This window comes from Pseudomonas wayambapalatensis, assembly GCF_049942315.1.
GTDB lineage: Bacteria > Pseudomonadota > Gammaproteobacteria > Pseudomonadales > Pseudomonadaceae > Aquipseudomonas > Aquipseudomonas wayambapalatensis.
This window is the reverse complement of sequence record NZ_JBNFMU010000236.1, coordinates 1-24,646: the sequence shown is the minus strand read 5'-3', so window position 1 is coordinate 24,646 and position 24,646 is coordinate 1. Positions and strand designations below refer to the sequence as shown.

Sequence of the window (24,646 nt, the reverse complement as noted above, 5' to 3'; positions counted from 1 at the left end):
AAAGATATGAACTCAAGAATAACCCTTGAGCGACAGTGGCGAAAGATCTGAAACGATCAAGGGCAAGGCTGACAGTCTGCCAGCAAAATTTGACGGTTGGGTGATCGGATCAGGGCAGCGGCGAGAACGGCGTGCGCCCTTCGGCGCTTTGCAGCTCCAGCAGGTACTTGCGGAAGATCTGTCCGAGCACTTGCGTGGCATGCTCGAGTTCGTCGCGGGGCATCTGCTCGGTGACTTCGTCGGCCATGTCCAGGGCGTCTTCGGCGCCGTTGACCGCAGCGATCTTCAGCAGGATGTAGGCCTGGACGTTGTTGGCCTTGACCCCTTCGCCGTGGAAGAACATGCCGCCCAGACGGTACTGGGCCTGGGCGTGGCCCTGCAGCGAGGCTTTTTCAAACCAGTTCAGTGCCTTGTTCAGGTCCTTGGGGGCCTGGTTGCCGGTGTAGTAGAACTCGCCCAGTTCGTACTGCGCCTGGGCATCGCCGGATTCCGCAATTTGCGCGCAGGCTTTCAGTGCGTTCTCCAGGTCTTGCGGCTGGGCGTTGAGAGTGCAACGGCCCGTCGCTGGAATCAGCAACGAGTTACCGCCCTCCGCCAGGGCCAGCAGGGGCTGAAGAAGCAACAGGCAGCCCAGGATGAGGGCGCGGCCGGTGCGGTTCATGGGGATCGACTTACCTCTGCAAAGCTGCGGCCAATGTCTCTGGTGGCACATTATGGGATAAGCAGCGCCAACCTTACAAAGTTTTACTCGAAATTCTGCATCGAGGGGTATTTGTGCGACTTGTGATGGGGCTCACGTTTTGCTCTGAAGCAGCCTCATCGGGGTACAACCCTGCCCGCACAGACGGTAGCAGTGGGGGTGGGCTTGTCCCGCGATGAGGCCATCAGCTGGTCACTTCAGCTTGGCAAATGCCTGCTCGGCCGCATCCAGGGTGATCTGCAGCTCTTTCTCGCCATGGGCAATGGAGGTGAAGCCCGCTTCGAACGCACTCGGTGCCAGGTACACACCGCCCTCGAGCATCAGGTGGAAGAAACGCTTGAAGCGCTCCGCGTCGCTGGCCATCACGTCGTCGAAGGTGACGATGTCGTCGGCGCCGGTGAAGTACAAGCCGAACATCGCGCCCGCCTGGGTGGTGACGAACGGTACGCCGGCTGCATCGGCGCGCTGCTGCAGGCCGTCGAGCATACGGCTGGTGAAGGCGCTCAGTTCGTCGTGGAAGCCCGGGCGGCTGATCAGCTTGAGGGTGGTCAGGCCGGCGGCCATGGCCAGCGGGTTGCCCGACAGGGTGCCGGCCTGGTAGACCGGGCCGAGCGGGGCGATGCAGCCCATGATCTCGCGCTTGCCGCCGAAGCAGCCGACCGGCATGCCGCCGCCGACGATCTTGCCGAAGGTCGACAGGTCCGGGGTGATGCCGTAGTAGCCCTGGGCGCCGCCCAGCGATACGCGGAAACCGGTCATCACTTCATCGAAGATCAGCACCACACCGTGCTTGTCGCACAGTGTGCGCAGGCCTTCGAGGAAGCCGGGCGCCGGCGGTACGCAGTTCATGTTGCCGGCCACCGGCTCGACGATGATGCAGGCCACTGTCTGACCAACATCGGCGAGGGTCTTCTCGACGGCTGCGATGTCGTTGAACGGCAGGGTCAGGGTGTGCTTGGCGAAGTCGGCCGGCACGCCCGCCGAGCTCGGTACGCCCTGGGTGAGCAGACCGGAACCGGCCTTGACCAGCAGGCTGTCGGAGTGGCCGTGGTAGCAGCCTTCGAACTTGATGATCGCGTCGCGACCCGTGTAGCCACGGGCCAGGCGAATGGCGCTCATGGTGGCTTCGGTGCCCGAGCTGACCATGCGCACCATCTCCATCGACGGCACGATCGAGCAGACCAGGTCGGCCATCTCGGTTTCCATGGCGGTCGGTGCGCCGTACGACAGGCCGTGCTCCAGTTGGCGGCGCACCGCGTCCAGCACGTCCGGATGGCCGTGGCCGAGGATCATCGGCCCCCAGGAGCCGACATAGTCGACGTAGCGCTTGTCGTCTTCATCGACCACATAGGCGCCTTCGGCATGCTTGAAGAACAGCGGTGTGCCGCCGACGCTCTTGAAGGCGCGCACGGGCGAGTTGACGCCGCCGGGGATGTGCTTCTGGGCTTGGGCGAACAGGGTTTCGGAACGGGACATGGGATCTTCTCTCGAAATCAGGAAGCGAACAGGGCGTTGAAGGCGCGGGCGCGGCGGGTGACTTCCTGCGCGCTGTCGGCACCGAACAGGCCGTGGATCACCGCCAGCAGGTCGGCGCCATGGGCGACCAGCGGGGCGGCGTTGTCGAGGGTGATGCCACCGATCACCGCGATCGGCAGCTTGACCTGGGCGCGGGCCTGCTCGATCAGGTCGAGGTTGGCGGCCGGGGCGCCGGGCTTGGTCAGGGAATTGAAGAAGCGGCCGAAGGCCACGTAGTTTGCGCCTTCGCTGGCGGCCTGTGCGGCCAGGTCGAGGCTGGCATGGCAGGTTGAGCCAATGATGGCTTTGCGCCCGAGCAGGGCGCGGGCCGGCGTGAGTGGGCCGTCGGTCTGCCCCAGGTGCACGCCGACGCCCAGGCGCGCGGCCAGCTCGGCGTCATCGTTGATGATCAACTGGGTGCCGTAGCGTTCGCAGAGTTGCATCAGCGCTTCGGCCTCGCGCAGGCGTCGCGCCGCATCGTCACCCTTGTCGCGGTACTGCAGCAGGCAGACACCGCCTTCGAGCGCTGCCTCGACATGGGAGAGGAAACGGCCGGCGAGCAGCTGGCTGTCGGTGATCGCGTACAGGCCGCGTAGCTTCATGTGATGGCCTCGTATCAGGAGCAGAAGTCCAGGGGCAGGCGGCGTGGCACGTACTGGCCCTTGCCCAGTTGCTCGGCGTCGCGCAGCGTGCGCCAGGTGTAGTCCAGGGCACTGCGCACGGCGCTTTCGAGCTGCTCGCCCAGCGCCAGCCGGCCGGCCAGGGCGCTGGCCAGCGTGCAGCCGGAACCATGGTAGCTGCCGGGCAGGCGCTGGCAGGTCCAGGTGTGTTGCTGGCCGCTGCGGCTGTACAGGCGGTTGTGGATTTCCACCTCGTCGCCATGGCCGCCGGTAATCAGAAGATGCTCGCAGAACGGCAGAAGTTTCTCTGCGCATTCGTCGGCACTGCCGTTCGGCAGTTCGGCAAGGATGCGTGCCTCGGGCAGGTTGGGCGTGGCGATGGTAGCCCGCGGCAGCAGACGCTCGCGCAGGGCGTAGCCGACCTCGTCCTTGCCCAGGCGGCCGCCACCACCGGCACGCAGCACCGGGTCGCAGACCAGCGGCAGGTGCGGATGCGCGGCGAGGAGTTCGGCGACGGTGTCGACCATCTCGATCGAGCCGAGCATGCCCAGCTTCACCGCTGCCACGGTGGAGTCGGCCAGCACGGCATTGGCCTGGGCCAGCACCCACTCGCGGTCGAGTACGCGGAAGTCGGAAACGTTGACGGTATCCTGAACGGTCAGGGCGGTCACGGCAGGGGCGGCGTGACAGCCTTGGGCGATCAGGGCTTCGATATCTGCCTGCAGGCCGGCACCGCCACTGGGGTCGTGGCCGGAGAGACAGAGGACAACGGGGCGGGAGCTGTAGGTATTCATGGTCGGCGAGCTTACCACCAAACCCCTTTGCGCGAATCGGCGAGTGCGGCAATTTTGCTGACCAAATGGTCAGGTTGTACGTTTGGCGTTGCCTGAAATGTCCGTTCTAGAGGGCTTTCTTTGAAATTGGCAGTGGCTGCTGGACGGCTCCCAAGGCTATGCTAGAGTGCTCGGATAACTCGATTAACGGCGCTGCCGGGTTTCGTCGTCTCAAAGGGATGGGAGGCAATCACGACACAACCGCGCAGACCATGCTGGGGCTGTATGCGCTATTTGCTGATTGTGCTCTTGGGCTGCCTGCCCCTGCTCGCCGGAGCGGTCGATTTCGACGATGCTACCCGGCAACTCCCCTTGGGCAAGCTGATGCAGGTCTACGAAGACGTGGATGGCAGCACCAGCATCGACCAGGTCAGCGCGCCAGCGTTCGCATCGCGCTTTCGTACGCATACCCACGACGTGCTCAATGCCGGTTATTCGACGTCGGTGTTCTGGCTGAAGCTCGACCTGCGCCCTGTTGGTCTGCCGGCAGCGGCGCCCCGCCAATGGTTGCTGGAACTGGCGTACCCGCCGCTGGATCATCTGGAGCTCTATCTGCCTGACGGCGAGGGCAAGTGGCGCCTGGCGCAAAGCACTGGCGACGCTTTACCCTACGCCAGTCGGCAGATCCAGCAGAACAACTACCTGTTCGAACTGCCGTTGCCCCGCGAGCAGACCACCACGGTCTACCTGCGCCTGCACAGCCAGGGATCGGTGCAGGCGCCGCTGACCCTCTGGTCGGCCGAGGCCTACATCGAGTCGCAGCCGGGGCGCTTCTACATACTGGGCATGATCTACGGCGTACTGCTGGTGATGCTGGTCTACAACCTGTTCATCTATCTGAGCGTGCGCGATGTCAGCTATCTCTACTACATCCTTTATATAGGTGCGTTCGGGCTGTATCAGATCTCGGTGAACGGTGCCGGGGTCGCTTACTTCTGGCCTGAAAACCCCTGGTGGACCAACGCCGCCACGCCGTTGTTCATCGGTGCGGCCGGCCTGTTCGGTTGCCAGTTCACCCGCCACTTCCTGCAGGTGCGTCGCCTCAGCCCGGGGTTCGATCGGTTGTTGTTGCTGTTGATGGCCGGGGGTGTGCTGGTGATGCTGCTGGCCGTCAGCCTGTCCTATGGCGTGGCGCTGCGCATGGCCACGGCGCTGGCGCTGGCCTTCACGGTGACTGTGTTCGCTGCCGGTGTGATGGCCTGGCGGCGCGGCGTGCGCGTTGCGCGCTGGTTCGTCATCGCCTGGACGGCGTTTCTGCTCGGCGGGTTGGTCAACACGCTAATGGTGCTGGGTTACCTGCCAAATGTGTTCCTGACCATGTACGCCAGCCAGCTCGGCGCGGCACTGGAGGTGGCGTTGCTGTCGCTGGCCCTGGCCGATCGCATCAACAGCCTGCGCGAAGAGCAGTCGCGGGCGCTGCGTGACAGCGGCCGAAAACTGGAGCAGCTCAATCAGCAACTGGCGCGCAGCAATCGGCTCAAGGATGAATTCCTCGCCACCGTCACCCACGAGTTGCGCACACCGATGAACGGCGTGATCGGTTCGCTGGAACTGATGCAGACCCTGCCCATGGGCGCCGAGCAGGCGCAATACCACCGCACGGCCGTGGGCTCGGCACAGGACATGATGGCGATGGTCGACGACATCCTGATCCTCACCGAACTCCAGGCGGGCCGTCTGCGCGCCCACGGCGCACCGTTCAGCCTTCGGCGACTGTTGCAGGAGCTGCGGGCAGGGTATGCCGGGCAGGCACTGGGCAAGGGCTTGTACCTGAGCCTGGACGTGCCTGCGGACCTGCCCGACAGCCTGGTGTGCGATGCGCAGAAACTTGCCCGCTGCCTGGCCTGCCTGGTGGACAACGGGCTGAAATTCACCCATCAGGGCGGTGTGATGATCCAGGTTCGTGGCCGCTTGATCGGGCCCGACAGCCTGGCGTTGAGTGTGACGGTCAGCGACAGCGGCATCGGCTTCGACGACCTGGACCAGGCGATCCTGTACCAGCGTTTCTTCCAGGTCGATGGCTCCATGACCCGGCGCTATGGCGGCCTGGGGATCGGTTTGTCGATCTGTCGTCAGTTGGGCGAGCTCATCGGCGCGCGCCTGTCCCATGAGTCGACGCGTGGCCTGGGCAGTCGCTTCGAACTGGTGATGACGGTGGCCGTGGCCCAGGTGCAGGTCCCTGCCGGGCAGATCGCTTCCGGACCTCGGACGCTGTAGGTCGGGTCGCCAGAATCGGCGCTTTTGCCACTTTGACTCAAGGGTAATGAGTGCTTCACTGGACCTTCCAGGCCACTTCGGATCCAGGAGCCGCCATGAACCTGCACCAGTACGCCGAAACCCACGAAGTCACCAACCAACCGCCGCCGCTCGACGGTGCCAACCTGTACCGCCTCGATGTACCGCTGCAGGAGTGGTCCAAGCGTTTCGGTGCAGGGTGGGCCGAGGCACGGATCGATGCCTATGGTGCATTGGCGGGTGGGCCGCTGATGGCAGCAGGGTTCCTGGCCAATGCCCACAAGCCCGAATTCAGCAGCCACGACCGCTATGGGCATCGCATCGACCTGGTGACCTTCCATCCGGCCTACCACGAGCTGATGCGTACTGCGGTCGAGCATGGCCTGCCCTCGCTGCCCTGGTCCGAGCCGCGCGCCGGTGCCCATGTGGCCCGGGCCTCGATGACCTACCTGCACAGCCAGGCCGAGGCCGGCACAGGCTGCCCCTTGACCATGACCTTTGCCGCCGTACCGGCATTGCGCCTGCAGCCGGAGCTGGCCGAATACTGGCTGCCCAAGGTGCTGGCGCGTGAATACGACCCACGCAACATCGGTGACCGGCACAAGGCCGGGGTGACCATCGGCATGGCCATGACCGAGAAGCAGGGCGGCACCGACGTGCGTGCCAACACCACCCGTGCTTATCCGGTCGGCACGCCCGGGCCGGGGCAGGCCTACGAGCTGGTGGGACACAAGTGGTTCTGTTCGGCGCCGATGTGCGATGCCTTCCTGACCTTGGCGCAGACCGAAAAAGGCTTGAGTTGCTTCCTGCTGCCGCGTCATCGACCGGACGACCAGCGCAACCAGTTCTACATCCAGCGCTTGAAGAACAAACTGGGCAACGTATCGAACGCCTCCAGCGAGGTCGAGTTCCGGGGTGCCCTGGCCTGGATGATTGGCGAGGAGGGCCGCGGCGTGCCGACCATCATCGAGATGGTGGCCATGACCCGCTTCGACTGCATGGTCGGCTCCAGTGCCTTGATGCGTCAGGCCCTGACCCAGGCCACCCATCACTGCGCGCACCGCAAGGTCGGCGGCAAGCTGCTCAGCGAGCAGCCCCTGATGCAGAACGTGCTCGCCGACCTGGCCCTGGAAAGCGAAGCAGCGCTGGCCCTGAGCCTGCGCATGGGCCAGGCGCTGGATCAGCTCGACGATCCGCAGCAGGCGCATTTCGCGCGGCTGGTCACGGCGGTGGGCAAGTACTGGATCTGCAAACGTGCCCCGGCGATGATCAACGAAGCCGCTGAATGCATGGGCGGCGCGGGTTATGTAGAGGACAGCATCCTCCCGCGGCTGTACCGCGAGGCGCCGGTCAACTCCACCTGGGAGGGCTCGGGCAATGTGCAGTGCCTTGACGTGCTGCGCGCGCTGTCCAAGGAGCCGGGCGTGCTCGACGCCCTGTTCGTCGAGCTGGGGGATGGCCATGGCGATCCTCGGCTGGCCGCGCACATCGGCAATCTCAAGGGCGCCTTTGCCGACACCAGCGACATTCAGTACCGGGCACGCCAGTTGACCGAGGACATCGCCGTGGCGATTCAGGCCAAGCTGCTGCTCGAGGCGGGCAACGCCGCAGTGAGCGATGCGTTTATCGGCAGTCGCCTGGGCACTGGCGGTCGGGTGTATGGCGCGTTGCCGCGAGGCGTCGATGCCCAGGCCCTGGTGGCGCGGGCCACGCCGCTTTGATCGCGTTGGCCCCTTCGCGGGTAAACTCGCTCCCACAGGTATTGCGCTGTATTTGAAACCAGCGGTGAACGTGTGGGAGTGGGTTTACCCACGAAGAGACCACCGGGGATGTTTTTAGCGCCGAAGGCAGGCAAGATGGAAACCCTGCATGCCCTCGAAGACAGGAAGCCCAGCGTGAGCCAAGCGTTTGTAGTCGTTGATACCCCCGAACAGGCCGTCGATCGTCTGGCGGCCCTGCATGAACAGGCCACCGGGGCCCTCAGCCAGGCCCTCAAGCGTTACCTCAAGGACCGCACCGAACCGGACGAAGGCCAGCGCGCCCAGTTCCGCTATCCGGCGTTACGCCTCACCTACTTCAGCCAGGGCGAAGTCGCCGCTACCACGCGTGCCTATGCCAAGGTGCAGGTCGCCGGGACCTACAGCGTCACCGTTACCCAGCCTGCCGCCTTCCGCGGTTATTTGCTGGAGCAGCTACGCCCGCTGATGAACGACTACACCGTGACGGTGGAAGTAGGTGTCAGCGAGCAGAACATCCCGTATCCCTACGTGGTCGACCAAGGCGACGAACTGGCCGGCAGCGGCATCACCGCCGCGCAGCTGGCGCGGGTGTTCCCCAGCACCGACCTGTCTGCCGCCACCGACAACATTGCCGATGGCCTGTACGACTGGGAAAGCGCCGACACGCTGCCGCTGGCGCTGTTCGACGCCGCCCGTGTGGACTTCTCGCTGCGCCGCCTGGTGCATTACACCGGCAGTGACTGGCGCCACATGCAGCCGTGGATCCTGCTGACCAACTACCACCGTTATGTCGACCAGTTCATCGCCCACGGCCTCGAGCAGTTGCGCCAGGACCCGCGTTTCGTGCGCATGGTGCTGCCGGGCAATGTCGTGATCGAGAAGGGCATGGACAACGGCGAGGCCCAGGCTCTGGTGGCTGGCGTGGTCTGGCATCGCTACCAGATGCCGGCCTACCACCTGATCGCCGCCGACGGCGATGGCATCACCCTGGTCAACATCGGTGTCGGCCCGTCCAACGCCAAGAACATCACCGACCACCTGGCCGTGCTGCGTCCGCACTGCTGGCTGATGATCGGCCACTGTGGCGGCCTGCGTCAGTCGCAGACCATCGGCGACTACGTGCTGGCCCACGCCTACATGCGTCGCGACGGCATCCTCGATCGCGTGGTGCCGCCGAACATCCCGATCCCGGCCCTGGCCGAGGTGCAGTTGGCGCTGCAGGAAGCGGCGGCGCAGGTGACCGGCGAGCGCGGCGAGCAACTGAAGAAGCGCCTGCGTACCGGCACCGTGCTCACCTACGACGACCGCAACTGGGAGCTGCGCTGGGCCCAGGAGCGCCCGCTGATCAACCTGTCGCGCGCCGTGGCGGTAGACATGGAGAGCGGCACCATCGCCGCACAGGGTTATCGCCTGCGAGTGCCCTACGGCACCCTGCTGTGCGTTTCCGACAAGCCGCTGCACAGCGAGATCAAGCTGCCGGGCTCGGCGAACGCCTTCTACAACCGTGCGGTCAGCCAGCACCTGAAGATCGGCATCGCTGCCCTCGATCTGCTGCGCACCGAGCTCAACTCGCTGCACTCGCGTAAACTGCGCAGCTTCGATGAGCCGCCGTTCCGCTGAGGATCCATGCCCCTGCCACCCCGCTCCAAACCGCGCCGCCCGGCGGCGCGTCCTGTCGGCCCGCGTCGCCCGCCCAAGGCGCCGCCGGCCGAGCCGCGCCTGATTCTGTTCAACAAACCCTTCGATGTACTGACCCAGTTCAGCGACGACCAGGGGCGCGCCACGCTCAAGGACTTCATCGATATCCCGGGTATCTACCCCGCCGGGCGTCTGGACCGCGACAGCGAGGGCCTGTTGCTGCTGACCAATGACGGCGGTTTGCAGGCGCGCATCGCCGACCCGAAACACAAATTGCCCAAGACCTATTGGGTGCAGGTGGAGGGTGAGCCGAGCGAGGAGCAGTTGCGGCAATTGCGTGAGGGCGTCGAACTCAACGATGGCAAGACCTTGCCAGCCGAGGCGCGCCTGCTCGATGAGCCTGCACTGTGGCCGCGCAACCCACCGGTACGCTTTCGCAAGAGCATTCCCACGCAGTGGTTGGAGCTGGTGATCCGCGAAGGGCGCAACCGCCAGGTGCGGCGGATGACGGCGGCAGTGGGGTTGCCGACCTTGCGTCTGGTGCGGGTCAGGATCGGTAGCTGGACCCTTGATGGACTGGAGCAGGGCTGCTGGCGCGAGGTGCCGGCACGGCTGTAGGGCTGCGCTACACCCCTTCGAGAAACCCCACCACCACGCTCTTGATGATGAAGGCCAGCACCCCAAGCCCCAGCACGAAGAACAGGATCAGTGTGCCGAAGCGCCCGGCCTTGGATTTTTTCGCCAGGTCCCAGACGATGAAGCCCATGAACCCGATCAGCACGGTGACCAGGATGATCATCATCCATTCTTCGAATACGGCAGGATCCATCTTCAAGCTCCAGGCGGTTTGAAGGCCCGATCATACGCCGGGCCTGGCAGGGTTCAACGGAGGTGGGTCAATGGCATCTCGGTACTGGCCAGTACCTGGTTGAGCACGAAGCTCGAGCGCACGCTGGTGACGCCTTCGATGCGGGTCAGGCTGCCTAGTAGTAATTTCTGATAGTGGTCCATATCGGGTACCACCACCTTGAGCTGGTAGTCGGCGTCCATCCCGGTGACCAGGCTGCACTCGAGCACCTGGGGCAGGTTGCGGATGGCGGCTTCGAAGGTTTCGAAACGCTCGGGAGTGTGGCGGTCCATGCCGATCAGCACGTAGGCGGTGAGGCTCAGGCCGAGCTTCTTGCGGTCCAGCAGGGCCACCTGGCGCGAGATATAGCCGTCGTCTTCGAGCTGCTTGACCCGCCGTGAGCAGGGCGAGGGGGACAGGCCGATGCGTTCGGCCAGTTCCTGGTTGGAGATACGTGCATCGCGCTGCAATTCGGCAAGAATGCTCAGGTCATAGCGGTCGAGCTTGCTCATCAAGAAGGCCTTTTCTGTTCGGATTGCGACGAATTATCGATCCTGAGTGAAAAATTGCGCAAGTGCTATTTATCAGAGCAATCTTCGCAATCCTCTGTCGCACCCATTCCTCTATCTTTATCAACAGAATCACTGCCCGGACTCAAGTCCACGGCGACGCGCCCTAGGCGGGCGGTCGCGGCCAGCCATCCAACCGGATCACCTGGCCCCCGGGCTGCACAGCGTCCAGAAGACACTGTGAGGTGAGCCGACGCCACAAGCGTCGAGCACGGACGACAATTCCCAAAGGGAGGCCCAACGGCCTCCCTTTTTTATTGCCCGTGTACCTGGGGGATTTCATCTGCCTGCCCCCGCCTCAGGTTAGACTGCTGCCATCAAGCGCTGTGGATATCGAGAGGACGAGCATGAGGTCACGCATCTGGCAGTGGGCGGGTGTTGGGTTGCTGGGCATGGGCATCAGCCTCGGGGCGCTGGCCCAGGGGCCGGACGACGGACGTGGCTGGGGTGGCCAGCAGGAGTCCAACGGCCCAGGCCAGGGCAGTTCGCCGCTCAACTCTCGTGACGAAGTGCGCCAGACCCAACCTCCGCGCCAGGGCTACTATCAGGATATTCCGCGCCGCAACGGCGACAACCGCCACTGGGAAGCCGGCGGCCCGGGCCAGCGCCCTGGCGGTGATTGGCGGGGCCGGCCTGACGGCCATGGCAACGGCTGGGGACCGGGGCCGCAATACCGCCCTGGCTACACCACCGACCGTTTCCCGGACCGTTACTGGAAAGTGCCTTACCGCGGGCAGGACTATTTCTATTCAGGCGGCTACTGGTACCGCCCGCACAGTGGCGGCTACATCGTGGTGCGCCCGCCCTACGGCGTGCGGGTCAACTACCTGCCTCCCTATGCCCAGGAAGTGTGGTTGAGCGGATTGCTGTACTTCCTGGTGGCCGATACCTACTACCAGTATCAGCCCGACAGCCAGGAGTACGTGGTGGTCAATCCGTCCGCCCCTGCATATGCACCGCAACCCCAGCCCCAACCGGACAATGGTTATGACGTGGTCGCCTACCCGGCGAACGGACAGGGCCCCGAGCAGCAGGAGCAGGATCGCTACCAGTGCCATCGCTGGGCCGTCAGCCAGTCCGGGTTCGATCCGGCCACGGCCACCTATGCGCCACCGGCCAATGTGGCCAACGGCTACCGCCGTTCGCTGGCGGCGTGTCTGACCGGTCGGGGATACAGCGTCAACTGAGGGGGTGCGCGGCTTGGGGAGCAGAGCAAATCTGCTCCTGCCGCTAGACAGGGTCGGCGTGCACCATGACATCCGCGCGCGGATAACGCTGGCGGATCGCCTCCGACGCCTTCACGCACAGGGCATGGGCGTCATGCAGCGGCAGTGCGCCGGGCAGTTCCAGGTGCAACTGGACGAACCAATGGCTGCCTGACACCCGGGTACGCAGGTCGTGCACGCCCTTGACGCCGGGAATGGCCAGGGCCAGTTCCTGCATGCGTGCGCCGATGTCGGCGGGCAGCTCCTGGTCCATCAGGATCGAGGTGCTCTCACGGGCAATCTGCAGGGCGCTCCAGAGGATGTACAGCGCAATCCCCAAGCCGAACAGGGCATCCAGTTGTGGCCAGCCAAAGCCGGCCAGCAGCAGGGCGAGCAGGATGCTGCCGTTGAGCAGCAGGTCGGAGCGATAATGCAGCGAGTCGGCACGCACGGCAGTGGAGCCGGTGATGCGGATGACCTTGCGTTGGAACGCCAGCAGCGCCACGGTCAACACCAGCGACAGCAGCATCACCACAGTGCCAGCGCCCGTGTCGCCCAGCGGCTGCGGCGTCTGCAGGCGCTCCACCGCCTGGAAACCGATCAAGACCGCACTGACCGCGATGAACAGCGCCTGGGCCATACCGGCCAGGGCCTCGGCCTTGCCGTGGCCGAAACGGTGATCGTCGTCGGCCGGGCGCAAGGCGTAATGCACCGCCAGCAAGTTGAGGAAGGAGGCGACGGCGTCGAGCGCCGAATCGGTCAGGCCTGCGAGCAGGCTCACCGAGCCGCTCAGCCACCAGGCCACGGCCTTGGCCAGTACGAGAATGCCAGCCACCGTCAGCGAAGCACGGGTGGCCAGGCGCAGCAGGCGTAGATGTTCGGCCGTGGCAGTCATGCGTGGCGTGTCGTTCCGGGGTCGGTCAGGCGGCCGGGACCAGGCCGAAGGCGGCCAGTTGCTCAACGCTGCCACGATGCTGTATCAGCCGTGGATCGTTCAGTGGCAGGCGCTGGCCCAGTTCGCTTTCGAGAATAGCCTGCAGCTTGAGGTTGTCGATCTTGCCATCGGTACCGACCGCAGGCTTGAGCTTGGCCGGGTCGACCTGGGCGGTCTTGCCGCCAGGGTAGTAGATGGCGCCCGTGGCGAAGTCGACGCCGAAGGCGATCAGGCCAGGGATGACGTAGAAGAGGATGCCGATCGCGTCCATGGCGGCGACCACCGGGTCGATCTTGCCTTCGATCTGGCCACGGCGATCGGGATAGAAAAGGGTGCCGCAGGCCGTCAGCTGGGTCAGCAGGGCGGCGATGAGGGCGCCGCCGATGACGCGGGAATGGATGCGCATTTGAATCTCCGGAAAAGATGACTGCAGGAGGTCGGGCAAAAAACGCCTGCACCTGATGCTCAGACCATGACGAAGCGGCCTCGGTTCGCCGTTATACTCGCTCGTTCGTTTGAGGACCACCATGAATTCTTTACCGATCGATGCTGTCTTGCCCGCCCTGCGCCAAGCCTTGGGCCAACGCCACGAAGCTGTGCTCGAGGCGCCGCCGGGCGCGGGCAAGACCACCCGCGTGCCACTGGCCCTGCTCGACGAGCCATGGCTGGCCGGGCAGCGCATCGTCATGCTCGAGCCGCGTCGTCTCGCGGCCCGCGCTGCCGCCGAGCGCATGGCCAGCGAGTTGGGGGAAAAGGTCGGTGAGACGGTCGGCTATCGCATCCGGCTGGATAGCAAGGTCGGGCCGGATACCCGCATCGAAGTGGTTACCGAAGGCATTCTCACCCGCCGCCTGCAGGCCGATCCGGCGTTGGAGGGCGTGGGGCTGGTGATCTTCGATGAATTCCACCTGAGAAACCTCGATGCTGACCTTGCCTTGGCGCTCACGCTCAATGGTCGTGAACTGTTCCGGGACGATACGGCGCTAAAAGTGCTGCTCATGTCGGCGACTCTCGAAGGAGAAAGGCTGTCGCGCCTTCTGGAAGACGCTCCGATCATCACCAGCGAGGGGCGGATGTTCCCGGTCACGACGATCTGGGGCAAGCCGCAGCAAGCCGGCGAGTACATCGAGCCGCGAGTGATCAGCACCTGTCTCGATGCGCTGGCCGAGCAACCGGGAAGTCTGCTGGTGTTCCTGCCGGGCCAGGCTGAAATCCGTCGCGTCCTGACAGGGCTTCAGGACAGCCTCGATGCCTCCCCGTCCCTGAAGCGCAATACCTTGCTTTGCCCGTTGCATGGAGAGCTCGACCTGAACCAGCAACGGGCCGCGATCGACCCTGCGCCACCGGGCATGCGCAAAGTGGTGCTGGCCACCAACATTGCCGAGACCAGCGTCACCATCGATGGCGTGCGGGTGGTCATCGATGCCGGGCTTGAGCGTGTTCCGCGCTTCGATCCACGTAGCGGCATGACTCGTCTGGATACCCAGCGGATCTCCAGGGCCAGCGCTACCCAGCGGGCAGGGCGTGCCGGACGGCTGGAGACCGGCGTTTGCTATCGCTTGTGGTCCGAAGCGCAGCACGATCAGATGGCAGGCTTCGCCACCGCCGAAATCCAGCAGGCGGACCTGACCGGGCTGGCGCTGCAGTTGGCCAAGTGGGGTGTCCAGCCGAATGAGCTGGCGTGGCTCGATGCCCCCCCTGCGGCTGCGTACGCACAGGCCAACGACTTGCTGCGCCGCCTTGGCGCGCTCCAGGCGGACGGGCAACTGACCCGGCACGGGCAGGCGATGGCCGAGCTACCGAGCCATCCTCGAATCGCCCATCTTCTACTGCGAGGTCACGAGCTGGGGCTGGCCGAAACCGCGTGCACTATCGCGGCCCTGCTGGGAGAGCGGGATATACAGCGTGGCGCGGGCGCTGACCTGCACAGCCGGCTGGCCATTCTCAGCGGTGAGCAACGTGCCCAGCGCGGTGAGCAGGGGGGCGCCCAGCGCGCCAGGCAACTTTCCAGGCAGTATCGATCCTACCTGCGTGGCCCTGTGTCGCAAGCCGTCGCCGATCCTCATCATCCACGTTGGGTGGGCTGCCTGCTCGCGCTCGCTTATCCCGACCGTGTCGCCCAGCAGCGACGTGATGGCGGGGCCGAATATCGCCTGGCCAATGGCCGGGCAGCGATGTTCACCGAGCCGGACGCCTTGATGAAGCATACCTGGCTGGTCATCGCGGACCTGGGCAGCCGACAGGGCCAGCGGGAGGAGCGGATCTATCTGGCCGCCGACCTGGACGCGGCGCTGTTCGACACCGTCCTGAAAGAGCAGGTCCGCACGGTGGACGAGCTTGACTGGGATGAGCGAGAGGGCGCCCTGCGCGCCGAGCGACAAACCAAGGTTGGCGAGCTCGTGCTGTCGCGCACGCCCCTGGCCTCTCTGAGCGATGAGGCGCGCGTGCAGGCGCTGCTTGACTATGTTCGACGCAAAGGTCTGGAGCTTCTGCCCTGGACGCCTGACCTTCGTCAGTGGCAGGCGCGTGTGGAGCTGTTGCGGGTACTGGATGAGGAGGCGGGTGTCGTCGGCCAATGGCCCGACCTGCGGGATGAGACGTTGCTGCAATCATTGGACGAATGGTTGGGCCCCTATGTCGGCAAGGTCGCCCGGCTCAGCCATTTCGCCCTGCTCGATCTGTCTTCGATCCTGCGCAATCTCCTGCCCTGGCCGCTGCCGCAGCAACTGGATGTCCAGGCACCCCAGACGATGGCGGTGCCCTCAGGATCCAGTATTCGTATCGACTACAGCGAGCGCCCACCCGTGCTTGCCGTTCGACTTCAGGAGTTGTTCGGGCAGGCCGACACGCCACGCATTGCCAACGGCAGGCAGGTGCTCAAGCTGCACCTGCTGTCCCCAGCCCGGCGCCCGGTCCAGGTGACCCAGGACCTGGCGAACTTCTGGCGCTCGACCTACCTCGAGGTGAAGAAGGATTTGAAGGGCAGGTACCCCAAGCATTTCTGGCCAGATGACCCGTTGGTCGCGCAAGCCACTGCCCGCGCCAAACCAAGGGGTACTTGAGTTAGGCGACGGTGCGTTGAGGCGTTTCAATACACGTGCAGCCAGGAGGTGCCTTCAACTGAACCCGGCACATCCACCTTATGGATCACGAACTCGGCAGGTTGGGTATCTTGAATACTCAGATAGTGCATCTTGTGCCCCTCGATTTCCGTATGTTCGCTACAGACGCCTACGCGAATGCCACGATGGCCATCTAAGATGGCAGCGCATTTAGCCGTCTGCCCAATCCAGTAGCTCGATCTTCCAGGGATAGGTTGTGCTGTTGTAGTCATAAAGTCCCAGATAACCATTTTTGCTGAAGCCCAGGTGTCCAAGGTTGTCGCTGTAACCTGTGGCCATCAGCTTGAACCAGAGGCGGTCGGGCGTTTTGGAAAGGAACTTCATCGAAAACAAGGGTGATTCACCCATGCCGCCCGCTTGAGGCCAGTTCGCTTCGTTGAACACACCCCAAGCAAGGTGTTCGTTGGGGCGACTGAAGCGTAACGGCACCTTTGCTTCGTTTTGCAACAGGTAGATTCTGGCGTTGGAGTCTTCGATGGTGGGGGCGGCAAGAACTGCCTTGATTTCTTAATTGATCATTGGTCTCTAATCTCCTGCAGAGTTGGGGGCGTGTCCGGAACGGATACACACCCTCTACTCTGCAGTTGCTTCATCGATGGCAGCCGCGTGAAAGCGTTCCTGCAAGGGCGAAGCATGTCGCGCAGGTCACTGACTGCTGGCAACCTTGTCCACGGCCTGCAGGATCACCTTGGCCACTTCGGCCGGTTGCGACTGCTGCGGCACGTGGCTGGTCTGCAGTTCGGTGGTCTGTGCCCCCAGCTTCTTGGCGAAGTCGCGTTGCAGGCCTGGATCGATCATGCGGTCCTGACCGGCCACCACGTACCAGGACGGCTTGGTGCTCCAGGCTGCGGCGCTGGTGCGCTCCTCGAAGGCCGAGGCGCGGATCGGGCCTTGGGTGGCGGTCATGATGTCAGTCTGGGCCTTGGGCAGGTCCTGGGCGAAGTCGGTAGCCATGCCTTGAGGCGTCAGGTACAGGTAGCCGTTGCTGTCGGCCGCGATCTGGCTGATGCCGGGTGGGGTCGGGTAACCCTGGGCCAGGTCCTTGCTGGCCTGGCCGGCATCGGGTGCGAATGCTGCCACATAGACCAGCCCGCGAACGTTGGCGTCGGTACCCGCCTGGCTGATCACCGTGCCGCCCCAGGAGTGGCCTACCAGGACCACGTCCCCTTGCTGGTTGTTCAGCACGCGCCGGGTGGCGGCGACGTCCTCGGCCAGCGAGGTCAGCGGGTTCTGCACCACGGTGACCTTGACGCCATGGGCCTGCAGCAGCGGTACGACCTTGGCCCAGTCCGAGCCGTCGGCAAAGGCGCCGTGGACGATGACCACCGACGGTTTGGCGGTGTCGGCGAAGCTGCTGCCCAGGGTGAAGATCGAGGCAGTCATTGCGATTGCGGTGGCAAGCTTTTTGAATTGGAACATGGCGTGGTCTCCTGTGAGTGATGGCTGTATTCTCGGCAGGATGTGCCTGTACGGGTATCGGTCGAATGACCGAGCCTCCAATTCACTCCACTGTAGACCGCTCATGCCTGCTACCGACTGCATCCCCCTGGAAGATGCCATCCTCGCCCTGTCGATGGTGGGTGACCTGAGCATGGGTCAGCCTATAGATCAGTCGCGCCGCACGGCGCGGCTGGCGCGCAGGCTCGCGCACGCCTGCATGGGCGAGGGCGACCACCTGCAGGTGGCCGCTGATGTCGCACGGTTGCGCTGGTCCGGCTGCACTGCCAACGCCGAAGATTTCACCCGCCTGCTCGGTGACGACGTGGGTGGCCGCCAAGCCATGCTTGCGCAGACCCTCGACGCCGCCGGGCAGCGGGCGATGCTGCAGACCGGGCCGCTGGCGCGCGTGCACTGCGAGGTGGCAGGCGAGGTGGCCGCGGCTCTTGGGCTGGGCGCGCCAGTGGAGCAGGGGCTGCGGCATGTGTTCGAGCATTTCGACGGTAGCGGCCGACCATACGGCCTGCGTCATCCGCAGGTGCCTGAGGTGGTCTATCAGGTGGTGCTGGCAGGTGATCTGGAGATTCTTTCGCGGGCGCGGGGTCTTGAGGCGGCGCTGGCCTGGATCGAGGGGCAGGCCGACCAGCGGTATCCGCGCAGCCTGGTGAGGGAGCTGCAGTGTCAGGCGGCGGACTGGTTGCATGACTTGCAGGAGGCTGAACAAGCGACTGTCCTGAATACAGCCTGCTCCGACGTGCCTTTGACCTTGGTTGCCGATGTCATCGACCTCAAGTTGACCTGGCTTTCGGGCTATTCGCGTGGTGCGGCTGCGCTGGTGCATGACGCCGCCGCGCTGATGGGCATGCCGGAGGCGCTGCAGGGCGTGCTAAGACAGGCGGCCCTGGTGCATGGCATCGGCCGCGCCGCGGTGCCGAACCGGGTCTGGAACCTGCCAGGTGCATTGCTTGAGGGCGACCGCGAGCAGATTCGCCTGGTGCCCTACTGGACTCAGCGCGCTTGCGCGCAGATACCGGCATTGCAGCGTGCGGGCAAGCTTGCAGCACACGCCTACGAGCGTCTCGATGGCAGTGGTTATTTTCGTGGCGTGGAGGGTGATGCCCTGGCGCCGGAGCAGCGCTTGTTGGCCGTGGCGCTCGCCTGGCAGGCGCTGCGGGCCGAGCGTCCATGGCGAGCGGCGCTTGGCCAGCAGGAGGCCGAGCAGTTGCTCAGGCAGGAGGCGCAACAGGGGCGCTTCGACCTGCAGTGTTGTGAAGCCGTGTTCGCTGCCGAGCGCGGGGAGCGCAAGCTGCCGATAGCCAAAGGGGGCGGTGGCCTGTTGAGTGAACGCGAAAGCGAGGTGCTGCGTCAGATCAGCCTGGGTCACAGCAACAAGGAGGTCGCGCGGTTGCTGGGCATCAGTCCCAGTACTGTGCGCACCCATGTCGAGAGCACCTTCCGCAAGCTCGAATGCACCACGCGCGCTGCAGCAACGCTCAAGGCACTGACCCTCGGGTTGTTGTGAGCGCTGGGGTTCAGGTTGTGGGAACCACGAGGAACTCGGCGTCGTTCCCTTCGTAGGTGTTCAGGAAGTGGTAGGTGACATTATCGAAATGGGGGGAGTCCTGCCAGGTCTTGACGCCATGCCCTTCGTGATCACGCAAACGGCAGACCCAGCCATTGGGCGCGTGCCGCAACGGTTCCAGCTTCCAGTAGTCGGTCACCTCGCTGACCTTATAGAGCCCGAGATAGCCGCCGACGCTTCGCCCAAGCCTGATCAATCCGCTCGACCTGCTGATCATGTAGTGCAGGCGGTCTTCGGTCTTGGAGTGAAGCTCGAAGTCCAGAATCAGAGAAGGTTGGTCACCTCCTGCCTGCAGCCAGTCGTCCCCCGGGACTAATCCCCAGCTGAATTTGTCCGTCGTTTTGCTCCGCCTGATCGGGACGAGCACGTCCCCTTTCATCCAGTAGATCGTGGCTTTGAAGTCACGCTGTAGCTCGGTTGCGGAATCTGTTGTCATACCCATTGCATGCATCTCCTGAGGGTGCCCGCGACTGTCGGGCGTCGTTCAGGAGTGTCGATGCAATACGTTGGGCAGGGCACCGCGAACGCTTTCCAGAGCGTTGCCGTCATCCCGTGCCGCTTTCAGTTTCCCGCAGCGGCGCCGGCCTCGCTCTCCAACAGCATGAACAGGCGGTACAGCACCACGCTGCTGAACAATTGCAGGAAGCCGCTCAGGCTGTCCAGCGCCAGTTGCGCGCCCGGCTGTGGCTCTGGGAAGGCCATCAGCAGCAGGCCATCGAGCAGCCATAGCGGCGCGAGCACCGACAGCACGCAGATCAGGATGCGCATGAAGTGCCCGGTGGTCATGCGTGCGCTCTCGCGCATCGACTGCACGACAGGCAGGCCGCGCAGCACCAGCAGGTACTCGGCGAACACCAGGTTGATCATGATCCATACGCCCGGGAAGATGAACAGCGCCAGGCCCGCCATGATCAGCAGCGAACTGATCAGGATCAGCAGGGCCAGCGCCGGCCACAACTGCACGGCGCGCGCGAACAGGTTGCGCTTGCTGATCTGCTGGCCGTTGCTGCGGGTGTCCAGGTAGAGGATCAGCGCGGCGCTGTACAACGGGTAGAACAGCAGGCTGACCAGCATGCCGTAGGCTGGCGAGGCGTCGTCACCCAGCTGGCGGTACAGCAATTGGCTGAACAGGGCTTCCAGCACCACCAGCGGCAGGCACAGCTGCAGGATGCTGGTGAAGTGGCGGCGGAAGAAGTAGAGGGAGTCGCGCAGTATCGTCAGCGGGTTCATCGGTCTATATCGCAGGAAAAAGCAGTGCGTCACTTTAGCCCAGGAGCGAGCGATGCTGAAAAAAGTTTCATCGGCCCCGTAATTGAATCCGGCCCTGGCACGCCCCATCTTTGACCTTGTCCGATGTTCCGCATGGCCCAAGAGGTAGCCCATGAACACTGAAGAACAAACCCTGATCGACGGCCTGTTCGGCCGCATCAAGCAGGCCGAGGATCCACAACAGCCGCGCGATGCCCAGGCCCAGGCGCGGATCGAGGAGCATCTGCGCCAGCAGCCGGCGGCCCCGTACTACATGGCCCAGGCGATCCTGGTGCAGGAAGCGGCGATCAAGAAGCTCGACGAGCAGAACAAGCAGCTCGAGGCCGAGCTCAGACAAGCCCGCGCCCAGGCCCAGCAAGAGGCGCCGAAGGCCAGCGGTGGCTTCCTGTCGAGCATCTTCGGCAGCAGTACACGTAGCCCGGAGCCTCAGCGTCCGGTCGCGCCGCCCCCAACCTCCGGTTCCGGTGGCTGGCGCGAGCCTGCGCCCCAGGCCTATGCCCCGCAGCCTCAGGCTCAACCGCAACCACAAGGTTTTGCTGCGGCCCCGGCGCGCAGTGGTGCGAGCAGCTTCCTCGGGGGGGCCATGCAAACGGCTGCGGGGGTGGCGGGCGGTGTGTTGCTGGCGCAAGGCATCAGCAGTTTGTTCGGCCATAACTCGCAACCCAACGAGGTGGTCGAGGTGATCCGCGAAGAGCCGGCCCCAGCCAGCGACAATGGTGGCTGGAATGACCAGGACAACCAGCGCCAGGTCGCTGACAACGGCGATTGGGGCAACGATCAGGGCGGCTACGTGGACAGCGACTACGACAGCGGCGGCGGTGGCTTCTTCTCGGACGATGACGACACCTTCGTCTGATGCGTCTGGCATAATCGCGGGATTCCCAGGGGCGCACTGCGCCCCTTTTGCCGTTATCCCGGGGCCACCAGGTGAAAAAGATCGCGCTGTTCGCGGATGTGCAGAACCTCTACTACACCGTGCGCCAGGCCCATGGCTGTCACTTCAACTACAGTGCCCTTTGGTCCCAGGTCAGCCGCGATGGCGACATCGTCGAGGCCGTGGCCTATGCCATCGACCGGGGTGACAGCAAGCAGCAGCAATTTCAGCAGATCCTGCGCAACCTCGGCTTCGAGGTGCGCCTCAAACCTTACATCCAGCGCAGCGACGGCTCGGCCAAGGGTGACTGGGACGTGGGCATCACCCTGGATGTGTATGAGGCCGCCGGCCGGGTCGACCAGGTCGTACTGGCCTCCGGTGATGGCGACTTCGACCAGTTGCTCGAGCGGGTGATGCTGCGCCATGGCGTCGAGACGGTGGTCTACGGCGCGCCAGGGCTTACCGCGCTGTCGTTGATTCGCGCAGCCACGCGCTATGTCCCGATCGAGGGTAATTTGCTGCTGCGTCACTGAACCGGCGCACTCATCCCTTCCTGCCATTGCCCTGCAAGTGATCCAGCGGCACCCGCCGTTCCACCGCGCTGGACAGAATGATCGACGTCTTGCTGAACCCCAGTTGCGACACCTGGTTGATCAGCGCTTCGAGCTCATGCATCGAACCCACCGCCGCCTGCATGATCACGCACGGGTCGCCCGTGACCCGATGGCATTCGGTGAGCTGCGGGATGCGCGCCAGGGCGTCATAGGCCTGCTGGTTGCCGTGGCTGGCCAGGCGCAGTTCGATGATGCACTGGATGGGCAGGCCGATCTTTTCCAGGTCGACCTTGGCGGCGTAACCGGTGATCACTCCGCTGGCCTCGAGTTTGGCGACTCGTTCGGCTACCGCCGGCGCCGACAGGTTGACCTGGCGGGCGAGCTGGGCGTAGGTGGCGCGACCGTCTTCGAGCAGGGCGGCGAGCAGCATGCGATCGTACTTGTCCATGGGCTTCTCGGTGCGGATATGCAATCAACGGAAAAACAGGCGAATTACCGTTCATTGCAAAGTGTATGGGTCTATTAAACGTGTTTTGTAACTTATGTTTACGGGAGTGCCTTTCTAAACTAAGTCACCCGTAAACGGATTTCGAGTCTTTTGTCATGCCTGCCTCCCGTCGTTTTCCCTGGCTGCTGATCGGCGCCTTCATCGCCCTCTATCTGGTCTGGGGGTCTACCTACCTGGCCATTCGCATCGGTGTCGAATCCTGGCCGCCCTTGCTCATGGCCGGGGTGCGTTTTGTCATTGCCGGCAGCCTGTTGTATGGCTTCCTGCGCTGGCGCGGGGTGCCGGCTCCGACCTGGGCGCAATGGCGGGCGGCGGGGGCGATCGGGTTTCTGCTGCTCAGTTGCGGCAACGGTGGCGTGACCCTGGCCGAGCATGCTGGCGTGGCATCGGGCGTTGCAGCGCTGGCGGTGGCCACGGTGCCGTTGTTCACCTTGCTGTTCGGGCTGCTGTTCGGTCATCGCAATTCGCGTCTTGAATGGGCGGGGATTTTCCTCGGGCTTGCCGGTATCGGGCTGCTCAACCTCGGTTCGAACCTGCAGGCCAGCCCCATGGGGGCGGTGTTGATCCTGTTCGCAGCCGCGGCCTGGGCGTTCGGCTCGGTGTGGAGCAAGAACCTGCCCTTGCCCCAGGGCGCCATGGCCAGTGCTGCCGAGATGCTGGTGGGCGGCGCTGCGTTGTTGATCGGCAGCGCCCTGAGCGGTGAGCGCCTGACCCAGATGCCGACGGCGGCGGGCTGGGGGGCACTGGCCTACCTGATCTTCTTCGGTTCGATCGTGGCCTTCAGCTCGTACATGTACCTGCTCAAGCACGTGCGGCCGGCGGCTGCGACCAGCTACGCGTACGTCAACCCGGTGGTGGCGGTATTGCTCGGGATTGTCTTTGCCGGTGAGCAGATCGGCGCCGAGGAATGCCTGGCCATGGGGGTGATCGTCGGGGCGGTGGTGCTGATCGGGCTGCCACAGTGGCGGCGTGCGCCCCGGCAGGTGGCCTGAGGGGCCGGTGCATCCGGTGGTAGCGGTGGGCGTCAAAGCCAGCGCAACTCCAGGGGGCTTGCGGTAAACTGCCGCCTTCGCTGAACCCCCTGACGGTATCACCATGAATTTCGCCAAACTCGGCCTGATCGAACCCCTGCTGCGCACCCTGCAGCAGCGGGACTATTCCACCCCGACCCCGATCCAGGCCCAGGCCATCCCCGCCGTGCTGGCAGGGCGCGACCTGATGGCCGCTGCCCAGACCGGCACCGGCAAGACCGCCGGTTTTGCCTTGCCGGTATTACAGCGCCTGGCGCTCGAGGGTGAGAAGGTAGCCAGCAATTCGATCCGCGCGTTGGTGCTGGTGCCCACCCGCGAGCTGGCCGAGCAGGTACACGCCAATATCCGTGAATACGCCGAGCACCTGCCATTGAGCACCTACGCGGTGTACGGCGGCGTCAGCCTCAACCCGCAGATGATGCGCCTGCGCCGTGGCGTCGACTTGCTGGTGGCCACGCCGGGCCGCCTGCTCGATCTGTTCCGCCAGAACGCGGTGAAGTTCGGCCAGGTGCAAACCTTGGTGCTCGACGAAGCCGACCGCATGCTCGACCTGGGCTTTGCCGAAGAACTGCAGGCGGTTTACGCCGCCTTGCCACGCAAGCGCCAGACCTTGCTGTTCTCGGCGACGTTCTCCGACCAGATCCGCATGCTCGCCGGCCTGGCCCTGAACGATCCGCTGAGTATCGAAGTCAGCCCGCGCAACGCCGCCGCCACCACCGTCAAGCAATGGCTGGTGCCGGTAGACAAAAAGCGCAAGGCCGACCTGTTCTGCCACCTGATGCGCAAGCAGCGCTGGAAGCAGGTGCTGGTGTTCGCCAAGACCCGCAACGGCGTCGATCAACTGGTCGAGCGGCTGCTGGCCGAGGGGATCAATGCCGATGGCATCCATGGCGATCGTCCACAGGCGACCCGCCAGCGGGCGCTGGATACCTTCAAGGCGCGTGAAGTCCAGGTGCTGGTCGCGACAGACGTCGCTGCTCGCGGCATCGATATCGACGACCTGCCGCTGGTGGTCAACCTCGACCTGCCGATCGTTGCCGAGGATTACGTGCACCGCATCGGTCGTACCGGGCGAGCGGGTAACAAGGGCGAGGCGATTTCGCTGGTGTGCGCCGACGAGGTGCAACTGCTGTCGGCGATCGAGGTCCTGATCCGCCAGACGTTGCCGCGTCATGAAGAGCCGGACTTCATCCCCGATCACCGGGTGCCGATGACCGATGCCAGCGGCCAGGTGCTGAAGAAACCGAAAAAGCCCAAGAAACCCAAAGAGAACAGTGCCAAGCGCGGGCTGGGCAAGTGGATGGACAGCTCGGAAGATTCGGCACCGACGGTCAAGCCGGTGCGCAAGGTGCCGAGCTTCAACAGCGGGCCACGCAAGCGCAAACCCTAGTGCGGGGGTTCCTGTAGGAGCGGGCTTGTCCCGCGATCGGGCGC

Annotated in this window: 24 protein-coding genes; 11 read left to right on the top strand and 13 right to left on the bottom strand. The window is 64.4% G+C overall.

All coding sequences use genetic code 11. The annotated features are described in order from the left end of the window. Positions 1-109 precede the first annotated feature (109 nt). The 4 genes from ACPZMI_RS24670 to ACPZMI_RS24655 all read right to left on the bottom strand — a co-directional run bounded on the left by ACPZMI_RS24670 (position 110) and on the right by ACPZMI_RS24655 (position 3,629). Entirely contained in the window at positions 110-661 is a 552-nt protein-coding gene (locus tag ACPZMI_RS24670; RefSeq protein WP_186669275.1) for a tetratricopeptide repeat protein, read from the bottom strand. Positions 662-892: 231 nt separating this feature from the next. Next, entirely contained in the window at positions 893-2,176 is a 1,284-nt protein-coding gene (gene hemL, locus ACPZMI_RS24665) for a glutamate-1-semialdehyde 2,1-aminomutase (protein WP_411383719.1), read from the bottom strand. A 17-nt stretch (positions 2,177-2,193) separates the two neighbouring features. Further along, entirely contained in the window at positions 2,194-2,817 is a 624-nt protein-coding gene (gene thiE / locus ACPZMI_RS24660) for a thiamine phosphate synthase (RefSeq protein ID WP_426353233.1), read from the bottom strand. 14 nt (positions 2,818-2,831) lie between these two features. Continuing rightward, the gene (locus tag ACPZMI_RS24655) at positions 2,832-3,629 is read right to left on the bottom strand and encodes a hydroxymethylpyrimidine/phosphomethylpyrimidine kinase (protein WP_186669278.1); all 798 of its coding nucleotides are present in this window, start codon (positions 3,627-3,629) and stop codon (positions 2,832-2,834) included. 264 nt (positions 3,630-3,893) lie between these two features. On the opposite strand from ACPZMI_RS24655, the gene ACPZMI_RS24650 reads away from it, so the two are divergent. The 4 genes from ACPZMI_RS24650 to ACPZMI_RS24635 all read left to right on the top strand — a co-directional run bounded on the left by ACPZMI_RS24650 (position 3,894) and on the right by ACPZMI_RS24635 (position 9,898). Beyond that, positions 3,894-5,885: a sensor histidine kinase gene (locus tag ACPZMI_RS24650; protein ID WP_426353232.1), complete on the top strand. Its 1,992-nt coding sequence runs from the start codon at positions 3,894-3,896 to the stop codon at positions 5,883-5,885. A gap of 95 nt (positions 5,886-5,980) precedes the next feature. Continuing rightward, complete coding sequence (locus ACPZMI_RS24645; RefSeq protein ID WP_186669280.1) at positions 5,981-7,624, top strand: acyl-CoA dehydrogenase family protein; 1,644 nt, start codon at positions 5,981-5,983, stop codon at positions 7,622-7,624. 135 nt (positions 7,625-7,759) lie between these two features. Then, positions 7,760-9,262, top strand: coding sequence for an AMP nucleosidase (gene amn, locus ACPZMI_RS24640; RefSeq protein WP_186669281.1), 1,503 nt, complete (start codon positions 7,760-7,762; stop codon positions 9,260-9,262). 6 nt (positions 9,263-9,268) lie between these two features. Then, positions 9,269-9,898 (top strand): pseudouridine synthase, encoded by a 630-nt coding sequence (locus tag ACPZMI_RS24635; protein WP_238348373.1) that lies wholly within the window; start codon positions 9,269-9,271, stop codon positions 9,896-9,898. A gap of 7 nt (positions 9,899-9,905) precedes the next feature. Here the strand turns inward: ACPZMI_RS24635 and ACPZMI_RS24630 are convergent, their stop codons facing one another. Both ACPZMI_RS24630 and ACPZMI_RS24625 read right to left on the bottom strand, forming a co-directional pair. After that, a complete protein-coding gene (locus tag ACPZMI_RS24630; protein WP_013974331.1) occupies positions 9,906-10,109 on the bottom strand; it encodes a DUF2788 domain-containing protein in 204 nt (67 codons plus the stop codon). Between the two features lie 53 nt (positions 10,110-10,162). After that, positions 10,163-10,639 (bottom strand): Lrp/AsnC family transcriptional regulator, encoded by a 477-nt coding sequence (locus tag ACPZMI_RS24625; protein WP_016712159.1) that lies wholly within the window; start codon positions 10,637-10,639, stop codon positions 10,163-10,165. Positions 10,640-11,043: 404 nt separating this feature from the next. Here ACPZMI_RS24625 and ACPZMI_RS24620 point away from each other — a divergent pair, with 404 nt between their 5' ends. Next, positions 11,044-11,883 carry a DUF6515 family protein gene (locus ACPZMI_RS24620; protein ID WP_426353231.1) on the top strand — a complete coding sequence of 280 codons (840 nt, stop codon included), beginning with the start codon at positions 11,044-11,046 and terminating at the stop codon, positions 11,881-11,883. 43 nt (positions 11,884-11,926) lie between these two features. On the opposite strand, the gene ACPZMI_RS24615 is transcribed toward ACPZMI_RS24620, so the two are convergent. Together ACPZMI_RS24615 and ACPZMI_RS24610 are read right to left on the bottom strand one after the other, a co-directional pair. Beyond that, positions 11,927-12,796: a cation diffusion facilitator family transporter gene (locus ACPZMI_RS24615; protein WP_426353230.1), complete on the bottom strand. Its 870-nt coding sequence runs from the start codon at positions 12,794-12,796 to the stop codon at positions 11,927-11,929. Positions 12,797-12,821: 25 nt separating this feature from the next. Next, entirely contained in the window at positions 12,822-13,241 is a 420-nt protein-coding gene (locus ACPZMI_RS24610) for a polyribonucleotide nucleotidyltransferase (RefSeq protein WP_186669286.1), read from the bottom strand. Between the two features lie 121 nt (positions 13,242-13,362). Between ACPZMI_RS24610 and hrpB the strand changes: the two genes are divergently transcribed. Beyond that, a complete protein-coding gene (hrpB, locus tag ACPZMI_RS24605; protein ID WP_426353229.1) occupies positions 13,363-15,897 on the top strand; it encodes an ATP-dependent helicase HrpB in 2,535 nt (844 codons plus the stop codon). Between the two features lie 210 nt (positions 15,898-16,107). On the opposite strand, the gene ACPZMI_RS24600 is transcribed toward hrpB, so the two are convergent. Then, the gene (locus ACPZMI_RS24600; protein ID WP_426353228.1) at positions 16,108-16,404 is read right to left on the bottom strand and encodes a hypothetical protein; all 297 of its coding nucleotides are present in this window, start codon (positions 16,402-16,404) and stop codon (positions 16,108-16,110) included. Between the two features lie 198 nt (positions 16,405-16,602). Next, positions 16,603-17,376: an alpha/beta hydrolase gene (locus tag ACPZMI_RS24595; protein ID WP_186669290.1), complete on the bottom strand. Its 774-nt coding sequence runs from the start codon at positions 17,374-17,376 to the stop codon at positions 16,603-16,605. 103 nt (positions 17,377-17,479) lie between these two features. Between ACPZMI_RS24595 and ACPZMI_RS24590 the strand changes: the two genes are divergently transcribed. Further along, positions 17,480-18,916, top strand: a complete 1,437-nt coding sequence (locus ACPZMI_RS24590) for an HD domain-containing phosphohydrolase (RefSeq protein WP_186669291.1) — start codon at positions 17,480-17,482, stop codon at positions 18,914-18,916. A gap of 10 nt (positions 18,917-18,926) precedes the next feature. On the opposite strand, the gene ACPZMI_RS24585 is transcribed toward ACPZMI_RS24590, so the two are convergent. Further along, positions 18,927-19,418 carry a hypothetical protein gene (locus tag ACPZMI_RS24585; RefSeq protein WP_411383725.1) on the bottom strand — a complete coding sequence of 164 codons (492 nt, stop codon included), beginning with the start codon at positions 19,416-19,418 and terminating at the stop codon, positions 18,927-18,929. Between the two features lie 119 nt (positions 19,419-19,537). Continuing rightward, entirely contained in the window at positions 19,538-20,206 is a 669-nt protein-coding gene (locus ACPZMI_RS24580; protein WP_186669293.1) for a YciC family protein, read from the bottom strand. Between the two features lie 151 nt (positions 20,207-20,357). On the opposite strand from ACPZMI_RS24580, the gene ACPZMI_RS24575 reads away from it, so the two are divergent. After that, the gene (locus tag ACPZMI_RS24575; protein WP_426353227.1) at positions 20,358-21,101 is read left to right on the top strand and encodes a DUF2076 domain-containing protein; all 744 of its coding nucleotides are present in this window, start codon (positions 20,358-20,360) and stop codon (positions 21,099-21,101) included. Between the two features lie 71 nt (positions 21,102-21,172). Next, positions 21,173-21,652, top strand: coding sequence for an NYN domain-containing protein (locus ACPZMI_RS24570; protein WP_186669296.1), 480 nt, complete (start codon positions 21,173-21,175; stop codon positions 21,650-21,652). A gap of 10 nt (positions 21,653-21,662) precedes the next feature. Here ACPZMI_RS24570 and ACPZMI_RS24565 read toward each other — a convergent pair whose 3' ends face one another. Then, on the bottom strand, positions 21,663-22,121 hold the full coding sequence (locus tag ACPZMI_RS24565) for an Lrp/AsnC family transcriptional regulator (RefSeq protein ID WP_054892846.1): 459 nt from the start codon (positions 22,119-22,121) through the stop codon (positions 21,663-21,665). Between the two features lie 155 nt (positions 22,122-22,276). Here ACPZMI_RS24565 and yedA point away from each other — a divergent pair, with 155 nt between their 5' ends. Continuing rightward, the gene (gene yedA / locus ACPZMI_RS24560; RefSeq protein ID WP_186710550.1) at positions 22,277-23,173 is read left to right on the top strand and encodes a drug/metabolite exporter YedA; all 897 of its coding nucleotides are present in this window, start codon (positions 22,277-22,279) and stop codon (positions 23,171-23,173) included. A gap of 103 nt (positions 23,174-23,276) precedes the next feature. Continuing rightward, positions 23,277-24,602: an RNA helicase RhlE1 gene (gene rhlE1, locus ACPZMI_RS24555; protein ID WP_186710551.1), complete on the top strand. Its 1,326-nt coding sequence runs from the start codon at positions 23,277-23,279 to the stop codon at positions 24,600-24,602. The last annotated feature ends 44 nt before the right edge of the window (positions 24,603-24,646 follow it).